The 11,526-nt window shown below is 70.1% G+C and carries 13 protein-coding genes and 1 tRNA gene; 11 read left to right on the top strand and 3 right to left on the bottom strand.

Annotated features, from left to right (window positions below):
* Nucleotides 1-2 precede the first annotated feature (2 nt).
* From BLS81_RS11185 to BLS81_RS11135, 11 genes are all read left to right on the top strand, one after another.
* Nucleotides 3-1,565 carry a GspE/PulE family protein gene (locus BLS81_RS11185; protein WP_093224248.1) on the top strand — a complete coding sequence of 521 codons (1,563 nt, stop codon included), beginning with the start codon at nt 3-5 and terminating at the stop codon, nt 1,563-1,565.
* Nucleotides 1,566-1,689: 124 nt separating this feature from the next.
* Nucleotides 1,690-2,916 (top strand): type II secretion system inner membrane protein GspF, encoded by a 1,227-nt coding sequence (gene gspF, locus BLS81_RS11180; protein WP_093223895.1) that lies wholly within the window; start codon nt 1,690-1,692, stop codon nt 2,914-2,916.
* A gap of 17 nt (nt 2,917-2,933) precedes the next feature.
* The gene (gene gspG / locus BLS81_RS11175; protein WP_176787133.1) at nt 2,934-3,380 is read left to right on the top strand and encodes a type II secretion system major pseudopilin GspG; all 447 of its coding nucleotides are present in this window, start codon (nt 2,934-2,936) and stop codon (nt 3,378-3,380) included.
* A complete protein-coding gene (locus BLS81_RS11170) occupies nt 3,355-3,831 on the top strand; it encodes a GspH/FimT family pseudopilin (protein WP_093223893.1) in 477 nt (158 codons plus the stop codon). The genes gspG and BLS81_RS11170 overlap by 26 nt, the downstream gene beginning before the upstream one ends.
* A 55-nt stretch (nt 3,832-3,886) precedes the next feature.
* Entirely contained in the window at nt 3,887-4,276 is a 390-nt protein-coding gene (gspI, locus tag BLS81_RS11165) for a type II secretion system minor pseudopilin GspI (protein ID WP_256326199.1), read from the top strand.
* A 56-nt stretch (nt 4,277-4,332) separates the two neighbouring features.
* Entirely contained in the window at nt 4,333-4,992 is a 660-nt protein-coding gene (gene gspJ / locus BLS81_RS11160; RefSeq protein ID WP_256326198.1) for a type II secretion system minor pseudopilin GspJ, read from the top strand.
* Nucleotides 4,985-5,971, top strand: coding sequence for a type II secretion system minor pseudopilin GspK (gene gspK / locus BLS81_RS11155; RefSeq protein ID WP_256326197.1), 987 nt, complete (start codon nt 4,985-4,987; stop codon nt 5,969-5,971). The genes gspJ and gspK overlap by 8 nt, the downstream gene beginning before the upstream one ends.
* Nucleotides 5,968-7,059, top strand: coding sequence for a type II secretion system protein GspL (gene gspL / locus BLS81_RS11150; protein ID WP_093223886.1), 1,092 nt, complete (start codon nt 5,968-5,970; stop codon nt 7,057-7,059). Before gspK ends, gspL begins: the two co-directional genes overlap by 4 nt.
* The gene (gene gspM / locus BLS81_RS11145; protein ID WP_093223884.1) at nt 7,056-7,532 is read left to right on the top strand and encodes a type II secretion system protein GspM; all 477 of its coding nucleotides are present in this window, start codon (nt 7,056-7,058) and stop codon (nt 7,530-7,532) included. Before gspL ends, gspM begins: the two co-directional genes overlap by 4 nt.
* The gene (gene gspN / locus BLS81_RS11140) at nt 7,529-8,254 is read left to right on the top strand and encodes a type II secretion system protein N (RefSeq protein WP_093223883.1); all 726 of its coding nucleotides are present in this window, start codon (nt 7,529-7,531) and stop codon (nt 8,252-8,254) included. The genes gspM and gspN overlap by 4 nt, the downstream gene beginning before the upstream one ends.
* Nucleotides 8,255-8,302: 48 nt before the next feature.
* Nucleotides 8,303-8,379 (top strand) — tRNA-His (locus tag BLS81_RS11135).
* A gap of 16 nt (nt 8,380-8,395) precedes the next feature.
* On the opposite strand, the gene moaB is transcribed toward BLS81_RS11135, so the two are convergent.
* Genes moaB through BLS81_RS11120 form a run of 3 tightly spaced genes read right to left on the bottom strand, consistent with a single transcriptional unit; the run spans nt 8,396 to nt 11,431 of the window.
* Complete coding sequence (moaB, locus tag BLS81_RS11130) at nt 8,396-8,923, bottom strand: molybdenum cofactor biosynthesis protein B (protein WP_093223881.1); 528 nt, start codon at nt 8,921-8,923, stop codon at nt 8,396-8,398.
* The gene (locus tag BLS81_RS11125; protein ID WP_093223880.1) at nt 8,913-10,691 is read right to left on the bottom strand and encodes a lytic transglycosylase domain-containing protein; all 1,779 of its coding nucleotides are present in this window, start codon (nt 10,689-10,691) and stop codon (nt 8,913-8,915) included. Before BLS81_RS11125 ends, moaB begins: the two co-directional genes overlap by 11 nt.
* Nucleotides 10,688-11,431: a uracil-DNA glycosylase family protein gene (locus BLS81_RS11120; RefSeq protein ID WP_093223878.1), complete on the bottom strand. Its 744-nt coding sequence runs from the start codon at nt 11,429-11,431 to the stop codon at nt 10,688-10,690. The genes BLS81_RS11125 and BLS81_RS11120 overlap by 4 nt, the downstream gene beginning before the upstream one ends.
* Nucleotides 11,432-11,526: the final 95 nt, after the last annotated feature.

Here is an 11,526-nt window from a genome sequence, read left to right as displayed (position 1 = left end):
AGATGGCCTCGGTGCTCGACCTTGCCGAACCCGCAGCCCTGCCCGCCGGCGTCGTCACCATCCCTTATGCGTTCGCGCGGCGCTTCGGGGTGGTGCTCGGCGATGCCGCCGACGGGCATCTCTCCGTCGCGATGCGCGAGGGCGGCGATCCCAGGGTGCTGCTCGAACTGCGCAGGCATCTCGCCCAGCCGTTCGACATCGGCATCGTGCCGGCGGATGCGTTCGATCGCCTCCTGTCCGATCGTTACGCGATGGACGGGCAGGCGGCCGCGATGGCGGCGGGCGGGATCGGCATGGCCGGCGAACTCGACATCCTCGCCGGCGACCTGCCGACCGCCGACGACCTGCTCGACACCGCCGACGATGCGCCGGCGATCCGGCTCATCAACGGCATCATCGCCGACGCGGCGCGCAACGGCGTGTCCGATATCCACATCGAGCCGTATGAGACCGGCCTCGTCGTGCGGATGCGGATCGACGGCGTGCTGCGCGAGACGCTGCGGATGCCGCCGCACGTCGCGCCGGTGGTGGTTAGCCGCGTGAAAGTGATGGCGCGGCTCGACATCGCCGAGCGGCGCATCCCGCAGGACGGACGCATCGGGCTGACGCTCGGCGGGAAGCTGCTCGACGTGCGCGTCTCGACGCTGCCGAGCCGGGCGGGAGAGCGTGTGGTGCTGCGCATTCTCGACAAGGAGAACGCCGGCATCACCCTCGACGTGCTCGGTATGACCGATGCGATGAACGCGATGCTCAAGGCGACGCTGACCGAGCCGAACGGCATCGTGCTCGTCACCGGGCCGACCGGATCGGGCAAGACGACCACGCTCTACGCCGCCTTGCGCCTGCTCAACGACGGCAGCCGCAATATCCTGACCGTCGAAGACCCGGTCGAATATGCGATCGACGGTGTCGGCCAGACCCAGGTCAACCCCAAGGTCGGGCTCACCTTCGCGGCGGGGCTGCGCGCGATCCTGCGGCAAGACCCGGACGTGGTGATGGTCGGCGAAATCCGCGATCGCGAGACCGCCGAAATCGCCGTGCAGGCGTCGCTGACCGGTCACCTCGTGCTCTCGACCGTCCACACCAACGACGCGGTCGGCGCGATCACGCGGATGCGCGACATGAAGATCGAGCCGTTCCTGCTCGCCTCGACGCTGCGCGCGGTGATCGCGCAGCGGCTGGTGCGGCGCTTGTGCGAGCAATGCCGGCGGCCGGTGCAGGCATCGGGCTCGGTCTCGGCGCTGCTCGGCTTCGATACCGGCACGGTCGTCTATGAGGCGGTCGGCTGCGACGAGTGCGGGCATAGCGGCTTCAAGGGGCGGATCGGCGTGTTCGAGGCGGTACGGATCGACGAAACGCTGCGCCGCCTCATCAACGACGGCGGCGACGAATCGCTGATCGCGCGCCACGCCTTCCTCCACGCGCAGAACCTCGGTGCGGCGGCGCGGCAATTGGTGCGCGAAGGCAAGACCACGCCCGAGGAAGCGGTACGCGTGTCGCGGCGCGACATGGCGGATGTCGAGGCGCCGCTGGTGGTTGAGCCAGAAACGGTCGATCGTGGCTAACCTTCCTTCTTGCTCCCCTCCCTGGAAGGGAGGGGCTGGGGGTGGGTCGGTTCGGGGCCGGCGCTGCGTTCCAACGAGAGCTACCCACCCCCGACCCCTCCCTTCCAGGGAGGGGAGGAGATAAGTGCCTGACTTCGACTATCTCGTCGTCGACACCAAGGGCCGCGAGGTGCGCGGGCACGTCGCCGCGCCCTCGCTCGACTCCGCGCGCGCCATGCTCGATCGCAAGGGGCTGTACGTCCTAAAGCTCGAACCCGGCTCATCCCTGCCGCCGCGCGGCAAGGCGCTCTTCTCGAACGTCCGCATTGGTCGCCGGCGGATGAGCACCAAGCAGCTCACGCTGTTCACGCGCCAGCTTGCAACGCTCAACCGCGTCTCGCCGCTCGAAGAGGCGCTGCGCACGATCACGCGCCAGACCGAGCAGGACCATGTCCGCGACATCGTCCATGCGGTCCACGCCGGCGTGGTGGAGGGCCGCCGCCTCGCCGATTCGATGGCGCGCGAGCCGAAGAGCTTCCCGCCGCTCTACCGCGCGATGGTCGCGGCGGGCGAGCGGTCGGGCGCGCTTCCCGAGATCCTCGAACGGCTCTCCGCGCTGCTGGAGCGGCAGGCCGAGATCAACGGCCGGATCGTGACCGCGCTCGCCTATCCGTGCGTGCTCGCGCTGGTGGCGACCGCGGTCGTCACCGCGCTGATGATGTTCGTCGTGCCGCAAGTGGTCGAACAGTTCGACACCGTCGGCCAGCAATTGCCGCTGCTGACGCGGATCGTGATCGGCGTGTCGCACGCGCTGGTGCGCTGGTGGTGGCTGATCGCGCTGATGATCGTGCTGGGCGGCATCGGCTTCTGGCAGGGGATGAAGCGCCCGGGCATCAAATATGCGTTCGACAGCCGGCTGCTACGCCTTCCTCTGCTCGGCCGGCTGCTGCGCGATCTCCACGCGGCGCGGATGGCGCGCACGCTCGCGACGATGGTGTCGAGCCGGCTGCCGCTGCTCGACGGGCTGGTGCTGACCTCGGGCACGATCCACAACGCTCGGCTGCGGCGCGCCACCGACGAGATCGTCGAGTCGATTCGCGGCGGCGGCAGCCTGTCGGCGGCGATGCTGCGCGCCGGCGTGTTCCCGCCGCTGCTGACCTATCTGGTCGCCTCGGGCGAGGCCGCTGGGCAGCTCGACGAGATGCTCGCGCGCGCCGCCGATTATCTCGAGCGCGAGTTCGACCGTTTCACCGCGACCGCGCTGTCGTTGCTCGAACCGCTCATCATCGTCGTGATGGGGGGTGTCGTCGCCACGATCGTGCTATCGATCCTGCTGCCGATCCTCCAGCTCAACACGCTGGCCGGCCAGTGACACGAATGAGGACCATCATGAATCGCAAGGCCCCGATCCGCAAGCGCCGCCCCATGCAGGAGGGCTTCACGCTGGTCGAACTGATGGTGGTGATCGTCATCATCGGCCTGCTCGCCGCGATCGTCGTCATCAACGTGTTCCCGAGCGGCGACAAGGCGCGCATCACCCGCGCCAAGGCCGATATCGCCACGATCGAACAGGCGCTCGAACTCTACAAACTGTCGAACGGCGCGTTTCCGTCGACGTCCGATGGTCTGAACGCGCTCGTCAATGCGCCGGCGGGCGTCGATGCGTCCAAATACCAGAAGGGCGGCTATCTCAAGAAGCTGCCGCTCGATCCTTGGAACCGCCCCTATCTCTATGCCTCCCCCGGCCAGCACGGCGAAGCGGATGTCTGGACGCTCGGCGCGGACGGCAAGGATGGCGGCGAGGGCGTCGATGCCGATATCGGTAGCTGGGAGTAACCGGCACGCCACGCGCGAGCGCGGCTTCACGCTGGTCGAACTGATGATCGTCGTCACGGTCATCGGCCTCGCCTCGGCGGCGGTGGCGCTGAGCCTGCCCGATCCGCGCGGCCGGCTCGCCGACGAGGCGGCGCGTTTCGCGCTGCGCGTGCGCGCGGCGCACGATCTCGCCATCGTCCAGGCGCGTCCGGTCAGTATCTGGGTGACGGCGGCGGGCTATGGCTTCGACGTGCGGCGCGACGGGACATGGCAGGCGATCTCGGACAAGCCGCTGCGGGTGACGCAATGGGGCGCGGGCACGCAGGCGGCGACCGGCATCGCCGGACGCGACCGAATCGTGTTCGATTCGACCGGCCTCGCCGACCGCCCGTTCGACGTGCGTCTGCTCCGCGACGGGCAGGCGAGCGACGTGCATGTCGGCGCGGACGGGACGGTGCGGGTCGGTGGATAAGCGCGTCGCCCCCCGTTCGTCCCGAGCGAAGTCGAGGGACAGGCGTCGGGCGCAGGTGTCTCGACTTCGCTCGACACGAACGGTTGGAGAGCGGGGCTTCACCCTCATCGAGATGATGGTCGCGCTCGCGGTATTCGCCCTCGCCGCGCTCGCGCTGATCCGGCTCGAAGGCGCGACGATCCGGGGTGCCGGCATTCTCGACACCACGCTGACCGGGCAGATCGTCGCCCGCAACGTCGCGATCGAGGCGGTGACGGACGCCAAGCCGCCCGCGCTCGGCATCGCCAACGGCGTCGAGCAAAATGGCGGCAGGGCGTGGAACTGGACCCGCACCGTCGCCGCGACCGGGGATGCGCGAATCCTGCGCATCGACGTGACCGTCACCGACCGCGATGGCCGCTCGGCGGGCAGGCTGACGATGATCCGATCGGGGCGAGGCGCGTGACGATGCGCGTTTCGTCACGCCGGACTGGTTCCGGCAGCCGCCGACCCGTAGGCGCGGTGGCGTCCGATCGTGCGGAGCCGTGGACCCCGCAACCCGTCTGGGATGACAACCGGGGCCAGTCCGGCTTCACCCTCGTCGAAGTGATGATCTCGCTGCTGATCTTCGGCATGCTCGCCGCTGCCGGGGTCGCGTTGCTGTCGTTCAGCGTGCGCGCGCAGGGCGTCATGGCGGGCAAGCTCGATGACACGTCGGCGCTCAATCGGCTCTCCGCGATGCTGCAGGCCGATCTCGCGCAGGCGTCGCTCCGCCAGACCCGCAATGACCGTGGCGATCCGGTGCCCGCCTTCACCGGCGAGCGCGATTGGGGCGCCAGCCCGATGCTGCGGCTGGTGCGCGGCGGCTGGAGCAATCTCGACGGCGCCCGCCGCGCCGGCTTGCAGAAGGTCGAATACCGGCTCGACGGCGACACGCTCACCCGCGTCGCCTATCCGATGCTGGACGGCGCCGCGCCATATCCGGCGACGGCGATGCTCTCGGGAGTCCGGCGGGTCGCGCTGCGCTACCGCATCGACGGCGCGTGGAGCGACCGCTGGGAGGGATCGCCGCGCGCCCCGCTGCCGCAAGCGCTCGAAATGCGACTGACGCGCGGCGACGGCACCGAATATCGCGAGCTCTTCCTCGTCGGCACCGGCTATGGCGAGCGTGCCGGTGGCTGAGCGCAAACCTTCCGAGACCGGCGCGGCATTGCTGACGGTGCTGCTCCTGGTCGCGGTGATCGCCGTGCTCGCGGCGACCGCGCTCGAGCGGCTGCGCATCGCCACCAGGCTCGGCGGCAATGCCGTCGCGCTCGATCAGGCGCGTGCCTTCGCGGAGGCGGGCGAGGCGCTGGCGGTCGACCGGATCAGCGATCTGCTCGGGCGGGAGGGCACCCGCGTGTCGCTGGCCGGCGACTGGAGCGACACGCCGATCCCGCTGCCGGTGACGGGCGGCGTCGCCACGCTCCGTATCACCGACGGCGGCAATTGCTTCAACCTCAACGGCCTCGTCATCAAACAGTCCGATGGCAGCTATGTCGCCAATCCGGCGGCGGCGGTGCGATTCGCAACGCTCATCCGCCTCGTCGGCGCGCCCGCGCGCTCGCCGGAAGGGATCGCGGCGGCCGCGACCGACTGGATCGACAGCGACACACAGGCGCTGAGCGGCGGCGCCGAGGACGGCGACTATGGCGGGCTCGAAACGCCGTACCGCACCGCCAACACGCTGATGGCCGACCCGAGCGAACTTCGCGCGGTGATGGGGGTCACGCCCGAAATCTATGCGGCGCTGCGCCCGTGGGTCTGCGCGTTGCCGGTCGCGGAGCCGGCGCGAATCAACGTCAACACGGTGCTGCCCGAACAGGCGCCCTTGCTCGCGGTGTTGATGCCCGGCACGCCCAATGTCGCGGCGGTGCGGCGCGCGCTGCTCGGCAGGCCCGCCGCCGGCTATGACGATACCGCCAAGTTCTGGCATTCGTCCGCGTTCGGCGCGGCGGGCGATATCGGCGATGCGCCGTCGACGAGCGCGGTCACGACCCGATGGTTCGCGCTGCGCGCGGATGTCCGCGTCAACGGTACCGATCTTCAGCAAAACAGCCTGATCGACGCATCCACGCTTCCCGCACGGCTCGTCTCCCGGCAATGGGGTGAGCTGTCATGAGCGAAACCCTCATCCTCTTCCTGCCGAGCGGCACCGCGCCGTGGCGGTGGCTTCGCGTCAGCGGCGGCGTGGTCGCGGCGCGGGGCGAGGGGGTGCCGGCGCTCGCGCCCGAAACCACGCCGCTGGTGGTGACGCCCGCCGACGCGGTGACGTTGCATTGGGCCGAACTCCCGGATCGCTCGGCCGCGCAGGCGGTGACGGCGGCGCGCATCCTCGCCGCCGAGGCGAGCGCCGCGCCGCTCAACGATCTCCATGTCGCGGTCGGCCGCGAGGGGAGCGGCAGCGAGCGGCCGATCGGCGTCGTCGCGCTGTCGCGCATGCGCGGCTGGCTCGACATGCTCGCGGCGAACGGTGTCGACGCCGGCGCGCTCCTGCCCGCCCCGCTGCTGCTGCCGCGCCCCGAAAGCGGCTTCGTCGCCGCCGATCTGGGCGGCGAGACCATCGTGCGCGGCGCGACCACGGGCTTCGCCGACGAGGCCGGGCTCACCGAACTGCTCACCGGCGGGATCGCCCCCGAGCGGCTGGAGGGGGCAGAGCTCGACGCGGCGATCGTCGCGGCGGTGGCGGCGCCCGCGCTCGATCTGCGGCAGGGCGTGTTCGCCCGCCGCGCGCGGTTCGCGATCGATTGGGCCTTGGTGCGGCGGCTCGGCTGGCTCGGTCTCGGGATTCTCGGCGCTAGCTTGGCGATCTCGGTCGTGCGGATCGTGAAGTATGATGTCGCCGCCGCCGATCTGGAACAGCGCGCCGATCTCGCCGCGCGCGCCGGGCTGCCGCAGGGCGAAACCGTCAACGACGCCGCCCGTCAACTCGACGCGCGCCTCGTGCGGCTGCGCGGGCCGGGGCTGGGCTTCAGCCGCACCGCCGCGACCGTGTTCAGCGCGGTGCGCGCGGTGCGCGGCGCGGAGGTGACGAACCTCGCCTTCGCGTCCGATGGCACGCTTCGCGTCGGCATTGCGGCGGAGGGCGAGGGGGCGGTGACCGATCTCCAGCAGCGGCTTCGCGCCGCCGGCCTCGCGGTCGATCCCGGTGCGGCGCTCACCGCCTCGGGCGGGCGCGTCACCGGAACGCTCACGGTGAAGCCGCGATGATCGCCGCCCTCAAGCTCTGGTTCGACGCGCGCACGCTCCGCGAGAAGCGACTCCTGATCGCGATGGCGGCGCTGTTCGTCATCACGATCGTCTGGGCATTGTATCTGCCGATCGGCGATGCGCTGTCGTCGGCGAAGACCCGCTATACCGATGCGGTGATTCGCTTCGGGGAGACGCAGACGCGCGTCCGCTCGGTCGAGGCGCTGCGCAGGAGCGGCGGCGCACAGCTTGCCGGCCCGCTCGACACCGTCATCCGCGACCGCGCCAGCGAGGCGGGATTCGATCTCGCCAGCGTCGGCCCGGCCCCCGGTGGCGGGGTGCAGGTGGCGATCGCCAAGGCCAAGCCCGCCGCGCTGCTCGGCTGGATCGCTGCGCTCGAAGGCGGCGGCATCCTCGTCGAGTCGCTGTCGGCGACCGACAATGGCGACACGACGGTGGCGGTGCAGATGACGGTCAAGGCGCAAGGCCAATGAAGCGTATCCGCCTGACGACCGGCCCGGTCACGATCTTCGGCGCGGTGTTCGTGGTGGCGGCGCTCGCCTTGCTGCCGATGCGCGTCGCGCTTGGCGCGATCGGGGTGGGCGAGCAGGGGTTGAGTGCGCGCGCGGTGGAGGGCAGCGTCTGGAGCGGCACGCTGCGCGAGGCGCAGGTCGGGCGCGTGGCGCTCGGCGATCTGCACGTCGCGGTGTCGCCGCTCGCGCTGCTCGTCGGGCGCGCGCGCGTCGCGCTGAGCGGAAAGACGACCGATCTCGGCCGCAGCATCGACGGCGCGATCGAGATCAGCCGCCATAGTTTTGGCCTCTCCGGCATGACCGCGACCGTTCCCACCGGCAATATCTTCGCGCCCGCGCCGATCTCGGGGCTCGATCTCGACTCGGTCGATGTCCGCTTCGAGGGCGGCGACTGCGTGCGCGCGAGCGGCCGCGTGAAAGCGTCGCTCGACGGCGAAATCGGCGGTGTGGCGATGGGGCAGGGCATGGCGGGCGAAGCGCGCTGCGACGCGGGGGCGTTGCTGCTCCCGCTCGCCAGCCCAGCCGGGGCCGAGAGCGCCGTGCTGCGGCTGTGGCAGGACGGGCGCTATCACGCCGATCTGACGATCCGTTCCGATGATCCGGCCGCGGCGGACCGGCTCGCGCGCGCCGGATTTCTGCGCGGCGACAAAGGATATGTGCTTTCGATCGAAGGCAGGCTTTGATGGCCTTGACGGCGCCCCCCCGCGCCCGCTAGGAGCGCGCCTCTCACGGCGACCGTAGTTCAATTGGTTAGAGCGCCGGCTTGTGATGCCGGATGTTGCGGGTTCAAGTCCCGTCGGTCGCCCCATTTTCCCGCATCGGGTTCAGCGCTCCAGCAGGCGCGGCATCAGCTCCACGAAGTTGCACGGCTTGTGCCGGCTGTCGAGCTGGTCCTTTAGAATGCCGTCCCATCCGTCCTTCACCGCGCCGGTCGAGCCCGGCAGCGCGAAGATGTAGGTGCCGCGCGTCACGCACGCGCATGCGCGCGATTGCACGGTCGACGTGCCGATCGTCTGGTAGCTGAGCCAGCGGAACAGTTCGCCGAACCCGGGGATCATCTTTTCGGCGACGCGCTCGATCGCCTCGGGGGTCACGTCGCGTCCGGTCACGCCGGTGCCGCCGGTGGTGATGATGCAATCCACCTGCGGATCGTCGATCAGCGCGTGGAGGCGCGCGACGATCGTGTCAGCATCATCCTTCACGATCCGCCGCTCGGCAAGGACATGCCCGGCCTCGGTCAGCCGCGCGACCAATGTGTCGCCCGATCGGTCGTCGGCGGGCGTGCGCGTGTCGGAGATGGTGAGAACCGCGATCCTGACCGGCAGGAACGCGGCGTTCAAATCAATTGGCACTGGCGACCGAGACCGGCCGCACGCCCGACGAGGTCATCCGCACCGCCGTCGCGCCCGGCAGGCCGGGGAAGCGCGGCCACAGCCCCTGCGCGAGCGCGGCGCGGCTCGGCGATGCCTTCTTGCCGGTCTGCCCCTCATAGACCCAATAGTTGCGCAGCACGGTCGTCACGTACCCGCGCGTCTCCCAATACGGGATCGATTCGATGTAGAGCAGCGGATCGCCGCCATCGCGTGCCTGTGCGTTCCAGAGCGAGACCGGCAACGGGCCGGCATTATAGGCGGCGATCACCTTGGGCAGCAGGCCGCCGGTGCAGGACTGGTCGCGCAATTGCTCGAGATAGGATTGGCCCACCTCCATGTTCGCGCCCGGCCGCGAGAGCGCGGCGCGGTCGTAGCTGCGGCCGTGCTTGCGCGCGATGTCGCTCGCGGCGGCGGGCATCACCTGCATCAGCCCGAACGCGCCGGCCGGGCTGGTCACGGTGGTGCGGAAGCGCGATTCCTGGAGCGTGTGCGCGAACACCAGCGCCTTATCGACGCGCCAGCCGCCATCGGGCGTCCAGTTGGGCGAGGGGAAGCGTGCCTCGACCGGCGGCGTCGCGCCGACCGGCCCGTTATGCGACAGCCACACCAAGGTCGCGGGCAGGTTGAGCGCCTCGGTGAAGCGCACCAGCGCGGGGAATTCGGACGGATCGCCGATCCGCGCCTGCTGGCGGATCACTTCGTCGGCGAGGTCGTTCTCGCCGATCTCGGCGAGCGCGGCGGCGACGTGGATGTTGGGACGGCGCGAGAGCACGTCCCAATCGCGTGCCAGCGTCGCCGTGCCGGCGCGCGGCAGCGGGTCGCGCATCCCCAGCGCCTGCCGCGACAGCAGCCCGTAGAAGGTCTCGCCATATTGCGCGGCGCTCTTCAGCCGCGCCTCGATCCGGTCGGGCCGTGCGCAGACCATGTCGGCACGCGCCGCCCAATACAGCCCGGCGGCACGCAGCTCGACATCGGACGCCCGCGCGGCGACGGTTTCGAAGCCGGTGCCGGCGGCGGTGCAGTCATGCTGGCGCCACGCCGCGAGCGCACCGACCCAATTGCCCTGTACCGCCCATTCGCCATAGCCCGAGGCGGCCTTGGCCGCCATCGCGCGCGCGTTTACGTCGTCGCCGGCAAGATAATACATCCACGCCACGCGCTGCTGCCATTCGGTCGTCGCGTCGCTCGACAGGCCCTGCATCGATTCGAGCAGGGCCTGCGCCGAGGCGCCGTCATCGGCCTTCACGAACGGCTGCATGCGGATCGCGAGTTCGCCGGCGACCATGTCGCTCTTGATCGCCTTAGCGCGCTGGCGCTGCGGCGCGCCGTCGATCCAGGCGAGCTTGCGCGCCAGAGGCAGCGCGGGCAGCCCGACGCCGCCGCGTGAGGAGGCGAGCGTGTAGATCTGCTGCGCCTGCGGCAGTTCGGGCGCATCGGCGAGCAATTTCATCAGCGGATCGAGATCGGCCTTGGGCGATCCCTTCGCGGTGACGAGTTCGGCGCGGGCGATCGCATGGAGCGGGCCGGGCTTCATCGCGTCGAGCTGGAGCCGCGCGTCCTGCCATTTCTGCGCGCGGATGCTGGCGAAGACCGCGCTGTAGCCGGCGCGCTGCTCTGCATCGAGCTGCGCGGGAACGGCGGCGAGGGGGCTCGCGGCGGCGCTCGCCGTGGTGGGAAGCGCCGGTTCGGCGAAGGCGGCGACGGGCAGCAGGCTAAGCGTACAGGCGAGAATGAACTTCGCGGTCACGATCCGGTTCCCCCGATCAACATCTGTAAATCTCTCCAGGCTTCCGCTTTTTGCGCTGGCCTTTCGAGCAGGAGGCGGGGATGGAAGCTCGCCACCGCCTCGGTCCTCTGCTCGTCTATGGCCGGAAAATGGTTAACACGGCGTAAACTGCCCCGCGCGCGCGCGACATCCATCGCAAGCAGCGCTCGGCTCGTCGCATTGCCGAGGATTAGCAGCCGCTTAGGCGCAACCAAAGCGACATGATGGCGTGCGATCTCGGCGAGCCGTTCCTCGACTTCGGGCGCGATCCGCCCCGCCAGCGGCCGCACGGTGCAGAGCGTCGCGAGATACACCGTGTCGCGATTGTGCCCGATCGCGGCGAGCATCCGGTCGAACAAGCGCCCGGCCGCGCCGTCGAGAAGACGATCGACATCGTCGCGTTCGGGCGTATCGACCAACACCATCAATTCGGCGCCCGGCGATCCCTGCGCGGCGATCGGGGTGCCACCGGTCCATCCCGCCTCCGGGGCATCCGGCCCGGTTCGCCACGCTAGGAAGGCGTCGAGCGTGGTGGGGAGCGGAACAACGACCGGCGCGACGGGTTGATTGGCGACGACGCGTTTGACGGCGGGCGGCGGCGCGGGCGCGGCGAACCAGTCGCGCGAGCTCTCGTCGGCGAGTGCCCCGATGCCGGCGTCTTGCCACCATTCCAGCGCGCTCGCGACCGCGTCCTGCCACATGATATTTTGGTCGGCCCCCATACCGCCTTAGACTAGCATGTTGACGTAAAGGTCAATTCGCTGGCACGCGCAAATGGATAAGGCGTTGCGGCGGCGCGACGAGCACGCCGGAACGG

The sequence above is a fragment of the Sphingomonas sp. NFR15 genome (assembly GCF_900103265.1).
In the GTDB taxonomy this organism is placed as follows: domain Bacteria; phylum Pseudomonadota; class Alphaproteobacteria; order Sphingomonadales; family Sphingomonadaceae; genus Sphingomonas; species Sphingomonas pollutisoli.
The sequence above is the reverse complement of the archived record's forward strand: the minus strand, read 5'-3'. Positions and strand labels throughout refer to the sequence as shown.